Annotated in this window: 18 protein-coding genes; 6 read left to right on the top strand and 12 right to left on the bottom strand. The window is 65.3% G+C overall.

Features of this window, described 5'->3' with window-relative positions:
- Nucleotides 1–10: 10 nt before the first annotated feature.
- On the bottom strand, nucleotides 11–2,617 hold the full coding sequence (gene leuS / locus CCOS191_RS23910; RefSeq protein WP_046857272.1) for a leucine--tRNA ligase: 2,607 nt from the start codon (nucleotides 2,615–2,617) through the stop codon (nucleotides 11–13).
- Nucleotides 2,618–2,854: 237 nt separating this feature from the next.
- On the opposite strand from leuS, the gene CCOS191_RS23905 reads away from it, so the two are divergent.
- Both CCOS191_RS23905 and CCOS191_RS23900 read left to right on the top strand, forming a co-directional pair.
- Nucleotides 2,855–3,169: a hypothetical protein gene (locus CCOS191_RS23905; RefSeq protein ID WP_046857271.1), complete on the top strand. Its 315-nt coding sequence runs from the start codon at nucleotides 2,855–2,857 to the stop codon at nucleotides 3,167–3,169.
- A gap of 124 nt (nucleotides 3,170–3,293) precedes the next feature.
- The gene (locus CCOS191_RS23900) at nucleotides 3,294–4,055 is read left to right on the top strand and encodes a YdcF family protein (protein ID WP_046857270.1); all 762 of its coding nucleotides are present in this window, start codon (nucleotides 3,294–3,296) and stop codon (nucleotides 4,053–4,055) included.
- A 32-nt stretch (nucleotides 4,056–4,087) separates the two neighbouring features.
- On the opposite strand, the gene lnt is transcribed toward CCOS191_RS23900, so the two are convergent.
- From lnt to CCOS191_RS23860, 8 genes are all read right to left on the bottom strand, one after another.
- Complete coding sequence (lnt, locus tag CCOS191_RS23895; protein ID WP_046857269.1) at nucleotides 4,088–5,605, bottom strand: apolipoprotein N-acyltransferase; 1,518 nt, start codon at nucleotides 5,603–5,605, stop codon at nucleotides 4,088–4,090.
- Between the two features lie 8 nt (nucleotides 5,606–5,613).
- Entirely contained in the window at nucleotides 5,614–6,453 is an 840-nt protein-coding gene (locus CCOS191_RS23890) for an HlyC/CorC family transporter (RefSeq protein ID WP_023630352.1), read from the bottom strand.
- Between the two features lie 26 nt (nucleotides 6,454–6,479).
- A complete protein-coding gene (ybeY, locus tag CCOS191_RS23885; protein WP_023630353.1) occupies nucleotides 6,480–6,953 on the bottom strand; it encodes an rRNA maturation RNase YbeY in 474 nt (157 codons plus the stop codon).
- Complete coding sequence (locus CCOS191_RS23880) at nucleotides 6,946–7,944, bottom strand: PhoH family protein (RefSeq protein WP_023630354.1); 999 nt, start codon at nucleotides 7,942–7,944, stop codon at nucleotides 6,946–6,948. Before CCOS191_RS23880 ends, ybeY begins: the two co-directional genes overlap by 8 nt.
- 179 nt (nucleotides 7,945–8,123) lie before the next feature.
- Entirely contained in the window at nucleotides 8,124–8,669 is a 546-nt protein-coding gene (locus tag CCOS191_RS23875) for a tetratricopeptide repeat protein (protein ID WP_046857268.1), read from the bottom strand.
- Nucleotides 8,670–8,868: 199 nt separating this feature from the next.
- Nucleotides 8,869–10,152 carry a glutamate-1-semialdehyde 2,1-aminomutase gene (hemL, locus tag CCOS191_RS23870; protein WP_038707284.1) on the bottom strand — a complete coding sequence of 428 codons (1,284 nt, stop codon included), beginning with the start codon at nucleotides 10,150–10,152 and terminating at the stop codon, nucleotides 8,869–8,871.
- Between the two features lie 17 nt (nucleotides 10,153–10,169).
- The gene (gene thiE / locus CCOS191_RS23865; protein ID WP_046857267.1) at nucleotides 10,170–10,793 is read right to left on the bottom strand and encodes a thiamine phosphate synthase; all 624 of its coding nucleotides are present in this window, start codon (nucleotides 10,791–10,793) and stop codon (nucleotides 10,170–10,172) included.
- Nucleotides 10,794–10,807: 14 nt separating this feature from the next.
- Entirely contained in the window at nucleotides 10,808–11,605 is a 798-nt protein-coding gene (locus CCOS191_RS23860) for a hydroxymethylpyrimidine/phosphomethylpyrimidine kinase (RefSeq protein ID WP_046857266.1), read from the bottom strand.
- Between the two features lie 265 nt (nucleotides 11,606–11,870).
- Between CCOS191_RS23860 and CCOS191_RS23855 the strand changes: the two genes are divergently transcribed.
- The 4 genes from CCOS191_RS23855 (at nucleotide 11,871) to CCOS191_RS23840 (ending at nucleotide 17,791) form a co-directional block, all read left to right on the top strand.
- Complete coding sequence (locus CCOS191_RS23855) at nucleotides 11,871–13,862, top strand: sensor histidine kinase (RefSeq protein ID WP_046857265.1); 1,992 nt, start codon at nucleotides 11,871–11,873, stop codon at nucleotides 13,860–13,862.
- Nucleotides 13,863–13,961: 99 nt separating this feature from the next.
- Complete coding sequence (locus CCOS191_RS23850) at nucleotides 13,962–15,614, top strand: acyl-CoA dehydrogenase family protein (protein ID WP_046857264.1); 1,653 nt, start codon at nucleotides 13,962–13,964, stop codon at nucleotides 15,612–15,614.
- Nucleotides 15,615–15,691: 77 nt separating this feature from the next.
- The gene (gene amn / locus CCOS191_RS23845; RefSeq protein WP_023632409.1) at nucleotides 15,692–17,155 is read left to right on the top strand and encodes an AMP nucleosidase; all 1,464 of its coding nucleotides are present in this window, start codon (nucleotides 15,692–15,694) and stop codon (nucleotides 17,153–17,155) included.
- A gap of 6 nt (nucleotides 17,156–17,161) precedes the next feature.
- The gene (locus CCOS191_RS23840) at nucleotides 17,162–17,791 is read left to right on the top strand and encodes a pseudouridine synthase (RefSeq protein WP_046857263.1); all 630 of its coding nucleotides are present in this window, start codon (nucleotides 17,162–17,164) and stop codon (nucleotides 17,789–17,791) included.
- Between the two features lie 21 nt (nucleotides 17,792–17,812).
- On the opposite strand, the gene CCOS191_RS23835 is transcribed toward CCOS191_RS23840, so the two are convergent.
- The 3 genes from CCOS191_RS23835 to CCOS191_RS23825 all read right to left on the bottom strand — a co-directional run bounded on the left by CCOS191_RS23835 (nucleotide 17,813) and on the right by CCOS191_RS23825 (nucleotide 20,064).
- Nucleotides 17,813–18,016, bottom strand: a complete 204-nt coding sequence (locus tag CCOS191_RS23835; protein ID WP_023631482.1) for a DUF2788 domain-containing protein — start codon at nucleotides 18,014–18,016, stop codon at nucleotides 17,813–17,815.
- 53 nt (nucleotides 18,017–18,069) lie between these two features.
- Nucleotides 18,070–18,546 (bottom strand): Lrp/AsnC family transcriptional regulator, encoded by a 477-nt coding sequence (locus CCOS191_RS23830; RefSeq protein WP_011535815.1) that lies wholly within the window; start codon nucleotides 18,544–18,546, stop codon nucleotides 18,070–18,072.
- A gap of 312 nt (nucleotides 18,547–18,858) precedes the next feature.
- On the bottom strand, nucleotides 18,859–20,064 hold the full coding sequence (locus CCOS191_RS23825) for an MFS transporter (protein ID WP_046857262.1): 1,206 nt from the start codon (nucleotides 20,062–20,064) through the stop codon (nucleotides 18,859–18,861).
- Between the last annotated feature and the right edge of the window lie 35 nt (nucleotides 20,065–20,099).

Here is a 20,099-nt window from a genome sequence, read left to right as displayed (position 1 = left end):
GGCGTTGCCATCAGTTGGCGACGATGTTGACCAGTTTGCCCGGAACGACGATGACCTTGCGGATGGTCAGGCCGTCGGTGAAGCGCAGGACGTTCTCGTTGTTGCGAGCAGCGGCCTCGACTTCCTCGCGGCTGGCGGCGGCTGGCATCTCCACCTGGCCACGCAGCTTGCCGTTGACCTGAACCACCAGGGTCACGGTGTCCTGCACCAGTGCGCTCTCGTCGACCGTCGGCCAAGCCGCGTCAATCGCCGCCTGGTCGTGGCCCAGCGCTTTCCACAGCTCATGGGAGATGTGTGGAGTAATCGGTGCCAGCAGCAGGGTCACGGCCTCGAGGCCCTCCTGCAGCAGGGCGCGGTCCTGGGTGGTGGCCTGTGGCGCCTTCTCCAGTACGTTCATCACGGTCATCACCTGGGCGATGGCGGTGTTGAACTTGTGGTACTGGCCCACGTCGGTGCTGGCCTGCTTGATCGCGGCATGTATGGCGCGACGGATGACCTTCTGCTCGTCGCTCAGGGCGGTGATGTCCAGCGTGCCCGGCAGGCCCTGGGCCACGTGGGCCTGTGCCAGGCGCCAGACGCGGCGCAGGAAGCGGCTGGCGCCTTCGACGCCGGAGTCGGACCATTCCAGGCTCATGTCGGGTGGCGAGGCGAACATCATGAACAGGCGGCAGGTATCGGCGCCGTACTGCTCGATCATCGACTGCGGGTCGACGCCGTTGTTCTTCGACTTCGACATCTTCTCGGTACCGCCGATTTCCACTGGCAGGCCGTCGGTCTTCAGGCGAGCGCCGATGATCTTGGCCTTGGCATCACGCTCGATCTCGACGTCGGCCGGGTTGAACCAGTCCTTGCCGCCGTTGCTGGCGACGCGGTAGTAGGTTTCGGCGACGACCATGCCCTGGGTCAGCAGGTTCTTGAACGGCTCGTTGGAGGTGACCAGGCCTTCGTCGCGCATCAGCTTGTGGAAGAAGCGCGCATACAGCAGGTGCAGGATGGCGTGCTCGATGCCGCCGATGTATTGGTCCACCGGCAGCCAGTGGTTGGCGGCTTTCGGATCGACCAGGCCCTTATCGTAGTTCGGCGAGGCGTAGCGGGCGAAGTACCAGGACGACTCGACGAAGGTGTCCATGGTGTCGGTTTCGCGCTTGGCCGCGGTGCCGCATTTCGGGCAGGTGCACTCGTAGAACTCGGGCATGCGCGCCAGGGGCGAACCGGCACCGTCCGGTACCACGTTTTCCGGCAGGGTCACCGGCAGCTGGTCTTCCGGCACCGGCACGTCGCCGCAGGACGGGCAGTGGATGATCGGGATCGGGCAGCCCCAGTAGCGCTGGCGGCTGATGCCCCAGTCGCGCAGGCGGAACTGGGTGCGCGACTTGCCGAGGTCCTTGCGGATCAGCGCGGCTTCGATGGCGTCGAAGGCGCCCTGGAAGTCCAGGCCGTCGAATTCGCCGGAGTTGATCAGCTGGCCATGCTCGCCATAGGCGGCCAGCCATTCGCTGCCGACTTCGTCGCCAACGCTGGTACGCACCACCGCCTTGACTGGCAGGTTGTACTTGTGGGCGAACTCGAAGTCGCGCTCGTCGTGCGCCGGCACGGCCATGACAGCGCCATCGCCGTAGTGCATCAGCACGTAGTTGGCGACCCATACCGGCAGCTTCTCGCCGGTCAGCGGATGCTCGACGAACAGGGAAGTGGCCATGCCCTTCTTCTCCTGCGTGGCCATGTCGGCCTCGGCGACGCTGCCGCTCTTGCACTCGTCGATGAACGCCTGCAGCGCCGCGTTGCCCTGGGCGGCCTGGGTGGCCAGCGGGTGTTCGGCGGCGACGGCCACGTAGGTGGCGCCCATCAGGGTGTCCGGACGGGTGGTGAAGACTTTCAGGGTGCCCTCATGACCGATGCTCGCCTGGTCATAGGGGAACTGCACTTCCATGCCGCGGGACTTGCCGATCCAGTTGCGCTGCATGGTCTTGACCTGCTCGGGCCAGCCCGGCAGCTCGTCGAGGCTTTCCAGCAGCTCGTCGGCGTAGTCGGTGATGCGGAAGTAGTACATCGGGATTTCGCGCTTTTCGATCAGCGCGCCCGAGCGCCAGCCGCGGCCGTCGATGACCTGCTCGTTGGCCAGTACGGTCTGGTCCGCCGGGTCCCAGTTCACGGTGCCGTTCTTGCGGTAGATGATGCCTTTTTCGAACAGACGGGTGAACAGCCACTGCTCCCAGCGGTAGTAGTCCGGCTTGCAGGTGGTGACTTCACGCGACCAGTCGATGGCCAGACCCAGGCTCTTGAGCTGGGTCTTCATGTAGTCGATGTTCTCGTAGGTCCACTTGGCCGGGGCGACGTTGTTCTTCATCGCGGCGTTTTCCGCCGGCATGCCGAAGGCGTCCCAGCCCATCGGTTGCAGGACGTTCTTGCCCAGCATGCGCTGGTAGCGGGCGATCACGTCACCGATGGTGTAGTTGCGCACGTGGCCCATGTGTAGCTTGCCGCTCGGGTACGGGAACATCGATAGGCAATAGTAGGTGTCTTTGCCTGGCTGTTCGGTGACAGCGAACGATTGTTGCTCGTCCCAGGCATTCTGGGCGGCGGCTTCTACATCACGGGGCGTGTATTGTTCGTGCATGGCTACTTTGTATTGAGAGATAAGAGACATGTTCCAGGCAGCTCGACCTCGCTGCGTCCGGCACTCCGGGATCTGCAAGAGTGAACGCCGTAGCATACATGAGCGCCGCGCATCGTGGGAAACCCTGATTGCATCGCCCGCCGCGCGGGCCGTTGGTCGCGGCGCCCGGCCGCTTTTACGAGTGACGCTAAGCTCATCTGTGGGGGGAGATATTCTTACCTTCAATGAGGTGAACGGATGGGAGAGTCGCAACTAACCGCAAGCAAACCGGAGCTTTACGAGCGCTTGATCGACCGTTTGGGCCTGGCACTGGAAGTCGCCAGAACCTCCGTGCGATTGCGCGACGAGATGCCTGCCGAACTGGAGTTGCGTGGCCTGAGCCATGCCGAGTTCGAGGTGATCAAAGCCTACCTGGAATCCCTCCCGGAAGGCCGATTTGCCAGTGCCGGTGCCTACCCGCAACCGGAGCCGTCCTCGGCCAGGATCGTCTGGCTCAAGGACCGCAGGCGCCCCGGCGCCCCAGCCAGCTCCAGGACATTGCCGTCCCGATAGCCGTTCAGGGTTGCAGGCGCGGCGACGCGCCGGTTTTTCGCAATGCACGCATCGATCGGCGCCGGTTGCCCTTGAGGCCCGGTGCCGATCCTCTTAGGCTGCACGCCTTCCATGGAGGTGTGTGATGCCGCTGCGCTTTTTCATCAAACAATGGTTGATGCCGCCCGGCATCCTGTTCCTGTTGCTGCTGGCCGCCTGGTGGTGGCGCCGTCGCCGTCCGCGCCTGGCCGCGGCCTGTTTCACCCTGGGGCTGGGTGGCTTGTGGCTGATGAGCCTGCCACTGACGGTCGAGCAAGTTGCCCGAACCCTTGAAACAGAGCCTGCGTTGGCGCTCGAGGGGTGGGCAGGCCTGGCGTCCAGGGCCGACGCCATCGTGGTCCTCGGCGCCGGGCGGGAGCGCGGCGATCCGGCCTGGGGTGGCCTTGATCAGCCAGCCTACGTTGCCCTCGAGCGCATGCGCTACGCCGCTCAACTGGCCAAGGCTTCAGGGTTGCCGGTGCTGACCAGCGGTGGCTTGCACTATGGCACGCCGCCCAGTGAGGCCCAGCTGATGGCTGACCGCCTCGAGGCGGACTTTGGCGTAAAGGTTTCCTGGAAAGAGGAAGCCAGCCACACCACCTGGGAAAACGCCGAGTTCAGCGCCAAGGTGTTGCAACCGCTGGGTATCAAGCGGGTGGTGGTGGTGACGCAGGCCTGGCACATGCAGCGCTCGCGCTGGAGTTTCGAGCGGGCCGGGTTCGAAGTGGTGCCGGCGCCGGTGGGGTTCCTGGGGCACGATCATGCGCGGCCGTTCGCGGGATTGCTGCCGGAAAACCGGGCAATGTGGCAGAGCGGGCAGTTGCTCAACGAGGCGGTGGGGTTAGTGGGGTATCGCCTGTTCTACTAAGACTTGGGCCGCTACGCGGCCCAAGGGATGCTTCAGACGGTTCGCGCGATGCGCCCGGCCAGCAAGGCCCAGCCCAGCAGCAGCACGCAAACGATCGCCAGCGGCCACGAGCGCCATTGCAGGTACGGCGTCAGTTGCTGCATCGGCACAACCTCGCCATACAGCACGGCCCGCTGGAACTGCGGGACCTGCGCGGTGATCCTGCCGAACGGGTCGATCAGCGCGGTCACACCGTTGTTGGTGGCGCGGATCATCCAGCGGCCGGCCTCCAGCGCGCGCATCTGGGCCATCTGCAGGTGCTGCAGCGGGCCGATCGAGGTGCCGAACCAGGTGTCGTTGCTGATGGTCAGCAGCAGGTCGCTGCGTGCGGCCAGGCTCGCGGCGAAGTCGGGATAGACCACTTCGTAGCAAATGTACGGGGCGATCTGGTATCCCTTGGCCTGCAGCAGTGACTGATCCTCGGGGCCACGGGCGAAATCCGACATCGGCAAGTTGAAGAACTCGATCAGGCCGCGCAGCATGTCCTGCAATGGCACGTACTCACCAAAGGGCACCAGCTTCTGCTTGAGGTAGGTGCCGTCGCCCTCGCCGGTCACGGTGATGCCGTTGAAGTAGCGGCGCTGGTGGTGGACCATCTGCCGCACCGGTACCCCGGTGATGAGTGCCGAGTGCCTCTCGGCGGCAAAGTTGCCCATCATGTCGATGTAGCCCTGTGCCTGGTCCTTGAGCACCGGCACGGCGGTTTCCGGCCAGACCAGCAGGTCGACGGGTTTCGAGCTGAAGCTCATGTCGCGGTACAGCGCCAGTTGCGCATTGACGTGCGCCGGGTCCCATTTCAGGTCCTGCTCGACGTTGCCTTGCAGGGCCGCGACCTTCAGCGGATCGCCTGCCGGCTTGGTCCAGGCGTGATCCTTCAGGGCCAGGCCGATGATCCATGGTGCCACCAGCAACACGACTCCAATGGCCAGGAACGAGCGGCGCTGGCGCAGGCGATGGAGGTTGCACAGCAGGGCGGCGGTAAGCGCCAGGGCGAACGAGATCAGCCACACGCCGCCCAGCGGCGCGAGGCCTGCGAGGGGGCCATCGAGCTGGCTGTAACCTGCGTAGAGCCACGGGAAACCGGTGAGGAACCAGCCTCGGAAAGCCTCTTGCAGCAACCACAGGGCGGCAAAGCACAAGGCGTCGGCCAGCGGCGCTTCGTCGCGGCGCAACCAGCGTGCCCAAAGCCAGGCGGGCAAGGCGAAGAAGAAGGCCAGGCAGGCGAAGAATGCCAGTAGCAGCAGGATCGCCAGCAGCGGCGAGGCGCCGCCGTAGGTGTTCATGCTGACGTAGATCCACCAGGTGCCGGCACCGTAGAGGCCGAAGCCGAAACACCAGCCCCGGCCCAGGGCCTGGCGCGGGCTCAGTTCGCGCAGCCCTGCATAGAACAGCGCGAGGGACAGCAGGGCCAACGGCCAGATGTCGAAGGGGGCCAGGGCCAGCAGGGTGGAGGCGCCGGCCGCCATGGCCAGCAGGTTACCGGGCCAGCCGGGGCGGGTGATCCAGCGCATGTTCGTCCTTAACGGTTGATCGGTGTCAGGCGCAGCAAGTGTATCCGGCGGCTGTCGGCATTGAGAATGCGGAAGCGGTAGCCGCCGATCTCGGTGGTTTCGTTACGTTTGGGCAAATGGCCGAACGCACTCATCACCAGGCCGCCGACCGTATCGAACTCGTCATCGGAGAACTCGCTGTCGAAGAACTCGTTGAAGTTCTCGATCGGGGTCAGTGCCTTGACCAGGAAGTCGCCGCTGGGCAGCGGCTTGATGTAGCTGTCTTCCTCGACGTCATGCTCGTCCTCGATATCGCCGACGATCTGCTCGAGCACGTCCTCGATGGTCACCAGCCCCGCCACGCCGCCGTATTCGTCGATGACGATGGCCATGTGGTTGTGGTTGGCGCGGAACTCGCGCAGCAGCACGTTCAGGCGCTTGGACTCGGGCACGAAGGTGGCCGGGCGCAGCAGGTCCTTGATGTTGAAGCTGTCGCCGTTCTCCTTGAGGATCAGCGGCAGCAGGTCCTTGGCGAGCAGGATGCCGAGCACATCGTCGTGGCTCTCGCCAATCACCGGGTAGCGCGAGTGCGCGGCATCGATCACTGCCGGCAGGAACTCGCGGGGCGACTGGTTGGCCTTGATGCTGATCATCTGCGAACGCGGCACCATGATGTCGCGCACCTGCAGGTCGGCGACCTGGATGGCGCCTTCGACGATGGTCAGCGCTTCGCTGTCGAGCAGCTTGTTCTGATGGGCTTCGCGCAGCAGCTCGAGGAGCTCCTGGCGGTTTTTCGGCTCATGGGCAAAAGCCTGGGTCAGCTTACCCAACCAGGACTTTTGCCCGTTGCTCGATCGGTCTTCGCTCATGGCGGTTACTCGTGATCCTTGCAGTATCAGTGTGTGATTGTTTCGGTTTCGTCGTCGGCGTAAGGGTCCGGATGACCCAGTTCCGCCAGCAATTGCCGTTCCAGCGCTTCCATTTCCTCGGCCTCATCGTCTTCGATGTGGTCGTAGCCGAGCAGGTGCAGGCAGCCGTGGATGACCAGGTGCGCCCAGTGCGCCTCCAGGGACTTGCCCTGTTCGGCGGCCTCGCGCTCGACCACCGGCACGCAGATCACCAGGTCGCCCAGCAACGGGATGTCGAGCAGCTCGTCGGGGACGTCGGCGGGGAAGGACAGCACGTTGGTGGCGTAGTCCTTGTGCCGGTAGGTGTGGTTCAGCTCGCGGCCTTCGGCGGCGTCGACCAGGCGGATGGTCATTTCCGAGTCGGCGCTGCGCTGGCGCAGGGCAAGTTCGCACCAACGGCGGAAGGCGGCGTCATCGGGGGCAGCGGCGTCCGTGGCCCGTTGCAGGTCGAGTTCAAGCATCTTTGCCGGGTGCCTCGGGCTTGGACTGACGGGCTTCGAAGCGGTCGTAGGCTTCGACGATACGCTGCACCAACGGGTGGCGTACCACGTCCTTGGGCTGGAAATGGGTGAAGCTGATGCCTGGCACGTCCTTGAGCACCTCGATCACATGGGCCAGGCCCGACTTGGTGCCGCGGGGCAGGTCGACCTGGGTGATGTCACCGGTGATCACCGCGGTCGAGCCGAAGCCGATGCGGGTGAGGAACATCTTCATCTGTTCGAGCGTGGTGTTCTGACTCTCGTCGAGGATGATGAAGCTGTTGTTCAGGGTGCGGCCGCGCATGTAGGCCAGCGGCGCGATCTCGATCACCTGGCGCTCGATCAGCTTGGCCACGTGCTCGAAGCCAAGCATCTCGTAGAGCGCGTCGTAGAGCGGGCGCAGGTACGGGTCGATCTTCTGGGCCAGGTCGCCGGGCAGGAAACCGAGCTTTTCGCCGGCTTCGACCGCCGGGCGCACCAGCAGGATGCGGCGCACCTGTTCACGCTCCAGCGCATCGACCGCGCAGGCCACGGCCAGGTACGTCTTGCCGGTACCGGCCGGGCCGATGCCGAAGTTGATGTCGTTGGCCAGGATTTCCTTTACGTAGCGCTGCTGGTTGACGCCGCGCGGGCGGATGTTGCCCTTGCGCGTGCGCAGCGAGACGCTGACTTCGTTGACGGCCGGGTTCTCGAGGCTCTCTACCGCCGATTCCTGAAGGTAGAGGTGGACCGTTTCCGGCGACAGGTCGGTGGCCTTGGTCTCGCGATAGAGGCGGCGCAGCAGTTGTTCGGCGGCGGAAGTGGTCTTGGGTTCGCCGATCAGTTCGAACTGATTGCCGCGGTTGCGGATCTCGATGGCCAGGCGTTGTTCGATCAGGCGCAGGTGCTCGTCGAACTGGCCGCACAGGTTGGCGAAACGGTGGGCCTCGAAGGGTTCGAGGATGAAGCGATGGGGTTGTATGGGTGCGTTCAAGGTCGTTTTTAGCCGCTCGACGGCAATGAATGTGAACTCAAGAATAACCCTTGAGTGGCAGTGGCGAAAGCACTGAAACGATCAAGGGTCGCTGGGAAGCGTCCGATCTGTGCGTCAAGCATGGCAGGGCAAGTTGACGAATCGATGATGCCGGGGCCAGCGCCGGGCCGGGCAACGGTTCAGGGAAGCGGGGAGAAGGGCGTGCGTCCTTCGGCGTTCTGCAGTTCCAGCAGGTATTTGCGGAAGATCTGGCCGAGTACCTGGGTGGCGTGTTCGAGCTCGTCGCGGGGCATTTGCTCGGTGACTTCGTCGGCCATGTCCAGGGCGTCTTCGGCACCGTTGACTGCGGCGATCTTGAGCAGGATGTAGGCTTGCACGTTGTTGGCCTTGACCCCTTCACCGTGGAAGAACATCGAGCCGAGGCGGTACTGTGCTTGCGCCTGGCCTTGCAGCGAGGCTTTCTCGAACCATTTGAGCGCGTTGTCGAGTTGACGCGGTGTGCCGCTGTAGTAGAACTCGCCCAGCTCGTACTGCGCTTCGGCGTCCCCTGACTGCGCGGTCTGCTCGCAGGCCTTCAGGGCATTGGGCAGGTCTTCGGGCGCGGTATCGAGGGCGCAGCGGCCCGTCGTTGGAATCAGCAACGAATTACCGCCCTCCGCCAAGGCCAGCAGGGGCTGAAGAAGCAACAGGCAGCCCAGGGTAAGGGCGCGGCCGGTGCGGTTCATGGGGATCGACTTACCTCTGCAAAGCTACGGCCAATGTCTCTGGTGGCACATTATGGGATAAGCAGCGCCTACCTTACAAAGATTTACGCGAATTTCTACAGCAGGATGGGACGTGGCGGGTTGTGATGGGGTTCACAGGCTTGCTTGGTCCGGCCTGATCGTGGGGCAAGCCCGCGATCAGGCCGAGACAGGAACACCCTTACTTCAGCTTGGCAAATGCCCGCTCGGCCGCATCCAGGGTGATCTGCAGTTCCTTGTCGCCATGGGCGATGGAGGTGAAGCCCGCCTCGAAGGCGCTTGGCGCCAGGTACACGCCGCCTTCGAGCATCAGGTGGAAGAAGCGCTTGAAGCGTTCGGCATCGCTGGCCATCACGTCGTCGAAGGTGACGATATCGTCGGCGCCGCTGAAGTACAGGCCGAACATGGCGCCCGCCTGGGTGGTAACGAACGGGATACCCGCAGCGTCGGCACGCTGTTGCAGGCCATCGAGCATGCGGCTGGTGAAGGCACTCAGCTCGTCATGGAAGCCCGGGCGGCTGATCAGCTTCAGGGTGGTCAGGCCGGCGGCCATGGCCAACGGGTTGCCCGACAGGGTGCCGGCCTGGTAGACCGGGCCCAGCGGGGCGATGCAGCCCATGATCTCGCGCTTGCCGCCGAAGCAGCCGACCGGCATGCCGCCGCCGACGATCTTGCCGAAGGTCGACAGGTCGGGGGTGATGCCATAGTGGCCCTGGGCACCGCCGAGGGAGACGCGGAAGCCGGTCATCACCTCGTCGAAGATCAGTACCACGCCGTGCTTGTCGCACAATGCGCGCAGGCCTTCGAGGAAGCCCGGCGCCGGCGGCACGCAGTTCATGTTGCCGGCCACCGGCTCGACGATGATGCAGGCCACGGTCTGGCCGACATCGGCCAGGGTCTTCTCGACGGCGGCGATGTCGTTGAACGGCAGGGTCAGGGTGTGCTTGGCGAAGTCTGCCGGCACCCCGGCCGAGCTTGGCACGCCCTGGGTCAGCAGGCCGGAGCCGGCCTTGACCAGCAGGCTGTCGGAGTGACCGTGGTAGCAGCCTTCGAACTTGATGATGGCGTCACGGCCGGTGTAGCCACGGGCCAGGCGGATCGCGCTCATGGTCGCTTCGGTGCCGGAGCTGACCATGCGCACCATCTCCATCGACGGCACGATCGAGCAGACCAGGTCGGCCATCTCGGTTTCCATGGCGGTCGGCGCGCCGTAGGACAAACCGTGTTCCAACTGCTTGCGTACGGAGTCCAGCACGTCCGGATGGGCATGGCCGAGGATCATCGGGCCCCAGGAACCGACATAGTCGACGTAGCGCTTGTCGTCTTCATCGATGACGTAGGCGCCTTCGGCGTGCTTGAAGAACAGCGGGGTGCCGCCGACGCTCTTGAAGGCGCGCACCGGCGAGTTGACGCCACCGGGGATGTGTTTCTGGGCTTGGGCGAACAGGGCTTCGGAACGGGACATGGGATCTTCTCTCGAAATCAGCAAGCGAACAGGGCATTGAAGGCGCGGGCGCGGCGGGTGACTTCCTGCGCGCTGTCGGCACCGAACAAGCCGTGGATCACCGCCAGCAGGTCGGCGCCATGGGCGACCAGCGGGGCGGCGTTGTCGAGGGTGATGCCGCCGATCACCGCGATCGGCAGCTTGACCTGGGCGCGGGCCTGCTCCAGCAGCTCGACGCTGGCGGCGGGCGCACCCGGTTTGGTGACGGAATTGAAGAAGCGACCGAAGGCGACATAGCTGGCGCCCTCGTTGGCGGCCTGCTGGGCGAGCTCGAGGCTGGCGTGGCAGGTCGAGCCGATGATCGCCTGGCGGCCGAGCAGGGCGCGGGCCGGCGTGAGCGGGCCATCGGTCTGGCCGAGGTGCACGCCAACGCCCAGGCGGGCAGCCAGTTCGGCGTCGTCATTGATGATCAGCTCGGTGCCGTAACGCTCACAGAGCGTCTTCAGCGCTTCGGCCTCGCGCAGTCTGTGGGCGGTATCGTCGCTCTTGTCGCGGTATTGCAGCAGACGAACGCCACCTTCCAGTGCCGCTTCAACGTGGGAGAGGAAACGGCCGGCCAGCAGCTGGCTGTCGGTGATCGCGTACAGACCGCGGAGCTTCATCGGATGGCCTCGTGTCAGGAACAGAAATCCAGGGGCAGGCGGCGCGGCACGTACTGGCCCTTGCCCAACTGCTCTGCGTCGCGCAGGGTGCGCCAGGTGTAGTCCAGGGCGCTGTGCACGGCGCTGCTCAATGCTTCGCCCAGGGCCAGGCGGCCGGCAAGGGCGCTGGCCAGGGTGCAGCCCGAGCCGTGGTAGCTGCCCGGCAGGCGTTGGCAGGTCCAGGTGTGCTGCTGACCGTCGCGGCTGTACAGGCGGTTGTGGATTTCCACCTCGTCGCCGTGACCGCCGGTAATCAACAGGTGTCTACAGAACGGCAGCAATTTCTCGGCGCACTCGTCCGCGGTGCCTTCGGGCAGTTCCGCGAGAATGCGTGCTTCCGGCAGGTTCGGCGTGGCGATGGTGGCCAGCGGCAGCAGGCGTTCGCGCAGCGCGTAGCCGACCTCGTCCTTGCCCAGGCGGCCACCGCCACCGGCGCGCAGCACCGGGTCGCAGACCAGTGGCAGGTGCGGGTGGGCGGCCAGCAGTTCGGCGACGGTGTCGACCATCTCGATCGAACCGAGCATGCCCAGCTTCACTGCGGCCACCGTGGAGTCGGCCAGCACGGCGTTGGCCTGGGCCAGCACCCACTCACGGTCAAGCACGCGGAAGTCGGAAACGTTGACGGTATCCTGCACGGTCAGGGCGGTCACGGCGGGTGCGGCGTGACAACCCTGGGCGATCAGGGCTTCGATATCTGCCTGCAGCCCGGCGCCACCACTGGGGTCGTGGCCGGAGAGACAGAGGACAACGGGGCGGGAGCTGTAGGTATTCATGGTCGGCGAGCTTATCACCAAACCTTTTTGTGCGGTTCGGTCGCGGCGAGAGAATTGCTGATCAAGTGGTCAGGTTGGGTTTGTTGGATATTCTGAAACGTGCGTTCTAGAGCCTCTGCATTGAAATTCTCAGTAGCTGCTGAGCAGTGCTGGAGGCTATGCTAGAGTGCTCGGATAACTCGATGAACGGGTTCTGCCGGATCACGTCGTCTCAAAGGGAAGGGAGGCAACCGCGACGCGACCGGACAGGCCATGCTGGGGCTGTATGCGCTATTTGCTGATTGTGCTTCTGGGCTGCTTGCCCCTGCTGGCCGGAGCGGTCGAATTCGACGACGCCACCGGGCGCTTGCCGCTGGGCCGCTACATGCAGGTCTATGAAGACCACGATGGCAGCGCCAGCATCGCCCAGGTCAGTACCGCCGCATTCGCCGGACGCTTTCATGCCCATCACGACGAGGTGCTCAACGCCGGCTATTCGACCTCCGTTTTCTGGCTCCGTGTCGATCTCGCCTATGCAGCCACACCTTCGCCAGCACCACGCCAGTGGTTGCTGGAGCTTGCCTACCCGCCGCTGGATCATCTGGAACTCTATCTGCCGGACGCCCAGGGCACTTATCGGCTGGCCCAGCGCACGGGTGATGCCCTGCCCTATGCCAGCCGGCAGATCCGCCAGAACAACTACCTGTTCGAACTGCCACTGCGCCCCGGCCAGGCGACGACCGCCTACCTGCGCCTGCACAGCCAGGGTTCGATCCAGGCGCCGCTGACATTGTGGTCGGCCCAGGCCTACATGGAAGACCAGCCCACGCGTCTTTATGTGCTGGGCATGATCTACGGCGTGCTGCTGGTAATGCTGGTGTACAACCTGTTCCTCTACCTCAGCGTGCGTGATGTCAGCTACCTGTACTACATCCTCTACATCGCTTCGTTCGGCCTTTATCAGGTCTCGGTCAATGGTGCCGGCATCGCCTACTTCTGGCCCGACAGCCCCTGGTGGGCCAACGCCGCCACGCCATTTTTCATCGGCGCCGCCGGGCTGTTCGGCTGCCAGTTTGCTCGTCACTTCCTGCAACTGGGCAACCTCAGCCGTGGCCTCGACCGCCTCCTGAAGGGATTGATGGCTGGCGGCGCGCTGGTGATGGTGCTGGCGGTGACCCTGCGTTACGGCGTGGCGCTGCGCATGGCCACGCTGCTGGCGTTGTTGTTCACCGTGAGCATCTTCAGTGCGGGGTTGTATGCCTGGTGGCGCGGCTTGCGCGTGGCGCGCTGGTTCATCATCGCCTGGACGGCCTTCCTCGTCGGCGGGCTGGTCAACACCTTGATGGTGCTGGGGTACCTGCCCAACCTGTTCATCACCATGTACGCCAGTCAGTTGGGCGCTGCGCTGGAGGTGGCGCTGTTGTCGCTGGCCCTGGCCGACCGCATCAACAGTTTGCGTGAGCAGCAGGCCCAGGCCCTGCGCGACACCGGGCGCACCCTTGAGCAGTTGAACCTGCAACTGGCCCGCAGCAACCGGCTCAAGGACGAGTTCCTCGCCACCGTGACCCACGAACTGCGCACGCCGATGAACGGCGTGATCGGTTCGCTGGAGCTGCTGCACACCCTGCCCATGAGCGCCGAGCAGGCCCAGTACCATCGTACCGCCACCGGCTCGGCCCAGGACATGATGGCGATGGTCGACGATATCCTCATCCTCACCGAACTGCAGGCCGGGCGGCTGCGCAACCATGGCATGGCGTTCAACCTGCGGCGCCTGCTCCAGGAACTGCGGGCCGGTTATGCCAGCCAGGCGCTGGCCAAGGGCCTGTACCTGAGCCTGGACATCCCCGCCGACCTGCCCGACAGCCTGATCGGCGATGCGCAGAAGCTCGCCCGCTGCCTGGCGTGCCTGGTGGACAACGGGCTGAAGTTCACCCACCAGGGCGGCGTTACCGTGCAGGCCCGTGGCCGGCGTACCGGACCTGACAGCCTGGCCCTGAGCCTCACGGTCAGCGACAGTGGCATCGGTTTCGACGACCTGGACCAGGCGGTGCTGTACCAGCGCTTCTTCCAAGTGGACGGTTCGATGACCCGGCGCTATGGCGGACTGGGGATCGGCCTGTCCATCTGCCGCCAGTTGAGCGAGTTGATCGGCGCCACGTTGTCCCATGAGTCCACGCAGGGGCTGGGCAGTCGGTTCGAGCTGACGCTGCCCCTGGCGGTGGCACAGGTGCAGGCTCCACCGGCGCGTGCCGCCTCGAGGCTGGACCGCTTCTGAACAGAGGTGCCCCGATGTAGTCCGTTTTGTCACTTTGACTGACCGGCCCGCGGTGCTTCACTGGGTTATCCAGGCATGAACGGATCCAGGAGGCCCACGATGAACCTGCACCAGTTCGCGGAAACCCACGAAGTCACCAACCAGCCGCCGTCCCTCGACGGTGCCAACCTCTACCGCCTCGACCAGCCCTTGCAGGAGTGGTCGCGGCGCTTCGGTGCCGGCTGGGCCGAGTCGCGGATCGACGCCTACGGCGCCCTGGCCGGTGGCCCGCTGATGGCGGCGGGTTTCCTGGCCAATGCCCACAAGCCCGAGTTCAGCAGCCATGACCGCTATGGTCACCGCATCGACCTGGTGGAATTCCATCCCGCGTATCACCAGTTGATGCGTACTGCCGTCGAGCATGGCCTGCCCTCGTTGCCGTGGGCGGAGCCACGAGACGGTGCCCACGTGGCCCGGGCCTCGATGACCTACCTGCACAGCCAGGCCGAAGCCGGTACCGGCTGCCCGCTGACCATGACCTTCGCCGCCGTGCCAGCCCTGCGCCTGCAGCCCGAGCTGGCCGGCTACTGGCTGCCCAAGGTCCTCGCTCGCGAGTACGACCCGCGCAATGTCGGCGACCGGCACAAGGCCGGCGTCACGATCGGCATGGCCATGACCGAGAAGCAGGGCGGTACCGATGTGCGCGCCAACACCACCCGCGCTTACCCGGTCGGCGCGCCCGGGCCGGGCCAGCCCTATGAACTGGTGGGGCACAAATGGTTCTGCTCGGCACCGATGTGCGATGCCTTCCTTACCCTGGCGCAGACCGACAAGGGCCTGAGCTGCTTCCTGTTGCCGCGCCACCGCCCTGACGACAACCGCAACCAGTTCTATATCCAGCGCCTGAAGAACAAGCTCGGCAACTGTTCCAACGCTTCCAGCGAAGTGGAGTTTCGTGGCGCCCTGGCCTGGATGGTGGGCGAGGAGGGGCGCGGCGTGCCGACCATCATCGAAATGGTGGCCATGACCCGCTTCGATTGCATGGTCGGCTCCAGCGCCTTGATGCGCCAGGCCCTGACCCAGGCCGCGCATCACTGCGCCCACCGCAAGGTCGGTGGGCGCGTGCTGGCAGAACAGCCCTTGATGCAGAACGTGCTCGCCGACCTTGCCCTGGAAAGCGAGGCCGCATTGGCCCTGAGCCTGCGCATGGGCCAGGCGCTTGATCGGCTCGACGACCCGCAGCAGGCACATTTTGCCCGCTTGGTAACAGCCGTGGGCAAATACTGGATCTGCAAGCGCGCCCCCGGGATGATCAACGAGGCCGCCGAGTGCCTGGGCGGCGCCGGCTACGTCGAGGACAGCATCCTCCCGCGGCTGTACCGCGAGGCGCCGGTCAACTCGACCTGGGAGGGCTCGGGCAATGTGCAGTGTCTGGACGTGCTGCGCGCCTTGTCGAAGGAGCCGGATGTGCTGGAGGCACTGTTCACTGAGCTCGGGGATGGTCATGGCGACCCACGCCTGGCGGCGTTCATCGGCAACCTCAAGGGCGCCTTCGCCGATACCGGTGATATCCAGTACCGCGCCCGGCAGCTGACCGAGGACATCGCCGTGGCGTTGCAGGCCAAGCTGTTGCTGGAGGCGGGCAACGCCACGGTGAGCGATGCGTTCATTGGCAGCCGGCTGGGCGCTGGCAGGCGGGTGTATGGTGCGTTGCCGCGCGGGGTGGATGCTGCGGCGCTGGTGGCCAGGGCCACGCCGGCGTGGGCCGGGTAACGCCATCGCGGGGGTGTTTTTACCCTGCAACGCAGGCAAGATGGTGCTCATGCATTCCATAAGACAGGAAGCCCAGCGTGAGCCAAGCGTTTGTAGTCGTTGATACCCCCGAACAGGCCGTCGACCGTCTGGCGGCCTTGCATGAACAGGCCACCGGTGCCCTGAGCCAGGCCCTCAAGCGCTACCTGAAAGACCGCACCGAGCCCGGTGACGAAGAACGCGCGCTGTTTCGCTACCCGGCCCTGCGCCTCATCTATTCCAGCCAGGGCGAAGTCGCCGCGACCACCCGCGCCTACGCCAAGGTCCAGGTGGATGGTACCTACAGCGTCACCGTCACCCAGCCCGCGGCGTTCCGTGGCTATCTGCTCGAACAGCTGCGCCCGTTGATGCACGACTACACAGTGACCGTGGAAGTCGGCGTCAGCGAACAGAACATCCCGTACCCCTACGTGGTCGACCAGGGCGATGAGCTGGCGGGCAGCGGCATCACCGCGGCCCAGCTGGCACGCGTATTCCCCAGCACCGACCTGTCGGCGGCCACCGACAACACCGCCGATGGCCTGTACGACTGGGAAAGTGCCGAGACCCTGCCGCTGGCGCTGTTCGACGCCGCCCGCGTGGACTTCTCCCTGCGCCGCCTGGTGCACTACACCGGCAGCGACTGGCGGCACATGCAGCCATGGATCCTGCTGACCAACTACCACCGCTACGTCGACCAGTTCATCGCCCATGGCCTTGAGCAACTGCGCGAGGATCCACGCTTCGTGCGCATGGTCCTGCCGGGCAACGTGGTCATCGAGAAGGGCATGGACAACGGCGAGGCCCAGGCCCTGGTTGCCAGCGTGGTCTGGCATCGCTACCAGATGCCGGCCTACCACCTGATCGCCGCCGACGGCGACGGCGTGACCCTGGTCAACATCGGCGTCGGCCCGTCCAACGCCAAGAACATCACCGACCACCTGGCGGTGCTGCGTCCGCACTGCTGGCTGATGATCGGTCACTGCGGCGGCCTGCGCCAGTCGCAGACCATCGGCGACTACGTGCTGGCGCATGCCTACATGCGCCGCGACGGCATCCTCGACCGGGTAGTGCCGCCGAACATCCCGATCCCGGCCCTGGCCGAGGTGCAGCTGGCGTTGCAAGAGGCGGCCGCGCAGGTCACTGGCGAGCGTGGCGAGCAGTTGAAGAAGCGCCTGCGCACCGGCACCGTGCTCACCTACGACGATCGCAACTGGGAGCTGCGCTGGGCCCAGGAACGCCCGCTTATCAACCTGTCCCGTGCCGTGGCGGTGGACATGGAAAGCGGTACCATCGCCGCCCAGGGCTATCGCCTGCGCGTCCCCTACGGCACCTTGCTGTGCGTCTCCGACAAGCCGCTGCACAGCGAGATCAAGCTGCCGGGGTCGGCCAACGCCTTCTACAACCGCGCGGTCAGCCAGCACCTGAAGATCGGTATCGCCGCCCTCGACCTGCTGCGCACCGAGCTCAACTCGCTGCACTCGCGTAAACTGCGCAGCTTCGATGAGCCGCCGTTCCGCTGAGGATTCATGCCCCTGCCACCCCGTAGCACCCCGCGTCGCCCTGCGGCGCGACCCACCGGCCCGCGTCGCCAGCCCAAGGCGCCGCCGGCCGAGCCGCGCCTGATCCTGTTCAACAAACCGTTCGATGTGCTCACCCAGTTCAGCGACGGCGAGGGGCGCGCCACGCTCAAGGATTTCATCGACATCCCCGGCATCTACCCGGCCGGGCGCCTGGACCGCGACAGCGAAGGCCTGCTGTTGCTGACCAACGACGGGCGCCTGCAGGCGCGGATCGCCGACCCCAAGCACAAGCTGGCCAAGACCTACTGGGTGCAGGTGGAGGGCGAGCCGAGCGAGGAGCAGTTGCAGCGCCTGCGCGAGGGCGTCGAACTCAACGACGGGCCCACGCTATCGGCGCAGGCACGCCTGCTCGAGGAACCCGAGTTGTGGCCGCGCAATCCGCCGGTCCGTTTTCGCAAGAGCGTGCCGACTGCCTGGCTGGAGCTGGTGATCCGTGAAGGGCGCAACCGCCAGGTGCGGCGGATGACGGCGGCGGTGGGGCTGCCGACCTTGCGTCTGGTGCGGGTGCGTATCGGAGACTGGACGATCGAGGGGTTGCAGCAGGGATGTTGGCGGGAAGTGGCGGCGAAGCTGTAGTCGCCGCCCCAGGTGGGGTTGTCAGACCCCTTCCAGGAACCCCACCACCACGCTCTTGATGATGAACGCCAGCACGCCAAGGCCCAGCACGAAGAACAGGATCAGCGTGCCGAAGCGGCCGGCCTTGGACTTCTTCGCCAGGTCCCAGACGATGAAGCCCATGAAGGCGATCAGCACGGTGACGAGGATGATCATCATCCATTCTTCGAATACGGCGGGATCCATCGGTTTACTCCAGGCAAGCACAAAGCCCGATCATACGCCGGGCGTGCAGGGATTCAACGCAGGTGGGTCAATGGCAGCTCGGTGCTGGCCAGTACCTGGTTGAGCACGAAACTGGAGCGCACACTGGTCACCCCTTCGATGCGGGTCAGGCTGCCCAGCAGCAGTTTCTGGTAATGGTCCATGTCCGGCACCACCACCTTGAGCTGGTAGTCGGCGTCCATTCCGGTGACCAGGCTGCATTCGAGGACCTGGGGCAGGCTGCGGATCGCCGCCTCGAAGGTTTCGAAACGTTCGGGGGTGTGCCGGTCCATGCCGATCAGCACATAGGCCGTAAGGCTCAGACCGAGTTTCTTGCGATCCAGCAGCGCTACCTGGCGCGAGATATAACCGTCGTCTTCAAGCTGCTTGACCCGACGTGAGCACGGGGAAGGCGACAAGCCGATGCGCTCGGCCAGTTCCTGGTTGGAGATGCGCGCATCGCGCTGCAATTCAGCGAGGATGCTCAGGTCGTAGCGGTCGAGCTTGCTCATGGAAAGGGCCTTTTCTGTTCAGATTGCGGCGAATTATCGATCCTGAGTGAAAAATTGCGCAAGCCCTATTTATCAGAGCAATCTTCGCAATCCTCTGCCCCAGCGTCTGCCCTATCTTTATCAACAGAATCACTGCCCGGACATCAGTCCACGGCGACGCGCCCTAGGCGGGCGGTCGCGGCCAGCCATCCAACAGGATCCGCCAGGCCCCCGGGCTACGCACTGTCCAGAAGACGGCGCGAGGTGAGCCGGTGCCACAAGTGCCGAGCACGGACGACAATTCCCGAAGGGAGGCCGCAAGGCCTCCCTTTTTTATTGTGCTGAAGATTGCACAGGCCTGGCCTGGCGACGACCCGCCACGGCGAGCGCCGCCAGCAGCACCAGCAAGCCACCGACCACGGCAATCATGAAGCCGCTGCGCGCTGTCGTGGCGTCCACCCATTGGCCGGCACCTGCCGCGCCGATGGCCACGCCGACATTCAGCCCGGCGAGCAGCCAGGTCAGGCCCTCGGTCAGTTGCCGCTCTGGCACGCTGCGCTCGACCAGGGCCATGGCCACGATCATGGTCGGGGCGAAGAACACCCCGGCCAGTAACACTGCCGCTGCGAGCAGGGCGATATTGCCGACCAGGAGCAGCGGCAGGGTGCTGAGGGTGGTGGCCAGTGCGCCGACCAGCAACTGACGGGGCAGCGACATCCGCCAGCGCAGGGTGCCGAACAGCAGCCCGGAAACGCAGGAGCCCACGGCATAGGCCGACAACACCAGGCTGGCGGCAGCCGGTTGCCCTTGTTCGCTGGCGAAGGCGACGCTGACGATGTCCACGGTGCCGACGATCATGCCCATTGCCACCATCAGCAGCGTCAGCTGAGGCACCCCTGCGCATCGCCATGCCGGCAGGTCACGTCTGGACGAGGTTTCGGCAGCGGCCACCGGTGGTTCGCTGCCGGTCTGCAGGGTCAACGCCAGGGTACCCAGCAGCAGTAACGCGGCAGCGGCCAGCAACCCGGTCTGGGGCCACAGCGCCACGCTGAGCCCGACGGCCAGCGGTGGGCCGGCAATGAAGCTGACTTCATCGAGCACGGTTTCCAGCGAGTAGGCAGTCTGCAGTTGCGGCTGGCCGCGGTAGAGGTGGGTCCAGCGCGCCCGGACCATCGCTGACATGCTCGGCATGCAGCCGGCCAGCAGGGCGGCGACGAACAGCAGCCAGTCGGCGCTACGCCACCAGGCGCAGGCAGCCATCAGCAGCAGCCCGAGCACGCTCAGCAGGCTGGCCGGCGGCAGCACTCGGCGCTGGCCCAGGCGATCCACCAGGCGTGATACCTGTGGCGACAACAGGGCATAGGTGAGCACGAAGCAGGCCGACACCGCCCCGGCCAAGGCGTAGCTGCCGCGCCATTGCGCCACCAGCGTGATGATGCCGATACCGGTCATGGGCAACGGCAGGCGGGCCAGCAGGCCGGCCAAGGTGAACCCGAGGGTGCCGGTCGGGACGAACAAGTGTGCATAAGGGTTGGGCATGTCGCTTCCTCCGTGAGGCGGCCCGCTTGCTGGCG

It is taken from the genome of Pseudomonas sp. CCOS 191 (genome assembly GCF_001007005.1).
Taxonomy (GTDB): Bacteria; Pseudomonadota; Gammaproteobacteria; order Pseudomonadales; family Pseudomonadaceae; genus Aquipseudomonas; species Aquipseudomonas soli.
Note: the sequence above shows the minus strand (reverse complement) of the source record. Positions and strands in the feature narration are given on the sequence as shown.

Coding starts and splice junctions, on each gene's coding strand:
- leuS (WP_046857272.1), bottom strand. CDS start 2,617: ATGCACGAACAATACACGCCCCGTGATGTAGAAGCCGCCGCCCAGAAT.
- CCOS191_RS23905 (WP_046857271.1), top strand. CDS start 2,855: ATGGGAGAGTCGCAACTAACCGCAAGCAAACCGGAGCTTTACGAGCGC.
- CCOS191_RS23900 (WP_046857270.1), top strand. CDS start 3,294: ATGCCGCTGCGCTTTTTCATCAAACAATGGTTGATGCCGCCCGGCATC.
- lnt (WP_046857269.1), bottom strand. CDS start 5,605: ATGCGCTGGATCACCCGCCCCGGCTGGCCCGGTAACCTGCTGGCCATG.
- CCOS191_RS23890 (WP_023630352.1), bottom strand. CDS start 6,453: ATGAGCGAAGACCGATCGAGCAACGGGCAAAAGTCCTGGTTGGGTAAG.
- ybeY (WP_023630353.1), bottom strand. CDS start 6,953: ATGCTTGAACTCGACCTGCAACGGGCCACGGACGCCGCTGCCCCCGAT.
- CCOS191_RS23875 (WP_046857268.1), bottom strand. CDS start 8,669: ATGAACCGCACCGGCCGCGCCCTTACCCTGGGCTGCCTGTTGCTTCTT.
- hemL (WP_038707284.1), bottom strand. CDS start 10,152: ATGTCCCGTTCCGAAGCCCTGTTCGCCCAAGCCCAGAAACACATCCCC.
- thiE (WP_046857267.1), bottom strand. CDS start 10,793: ATGAAGCTCCGCGGTCTGTACGCGATCACCGACAGCCAGCTGCTGGCC.
- CCOS191_RS23860 (WP_046857266.1), bottom strand. CDS start 11,605: ATGAATACCTACAGCTCCCGCCCCGTTGTCCTCTGTCTCTCCGGCCAC.
- CCOS191_RS23855 (WP_046857265.1), top strand. CDS start 11,871: ATGCGCTATTTGCTGATTGTGCTTCTGGGCTGCTTGCCCCTGCTGGCC.
- CCOS191_RS23850 (WP_046857264.1), top strand. CDS start 13,962: ATGAACCTGCACCAGTTCGCGGAAACCCACGAAGTCACCAACCAGCCG.
- CCOS191_RS23840 (WP_046857263.1), top strand. CDS start 17,162: ATGCCCCTGCCACCCCGTAGCACCCCGCGTCGCCCTGCGGCGCGACCC.
- CCOS191_RS23835 (WP_023631482.1), bottom strand. CDS start 18,016: ATGGATCCCGCCGTATTCGAAGAATGGATGATGATCATCCTCGTCACC.
- CCOS191_RS23830 (WP_011535815.1), bottom strand. CDS start 18,546: ATGAGCAAGCTCGACCGCTACGACCTGAGCATCCTCGCTGAATTGCAG.
- CCOS191_RS23825 (WP_046857262.1), bottom strand. CDS start 20,064: ATGCCCAACCCTTATGCACACTTGTTCGTCCCGACCGGCACCCTCGGG.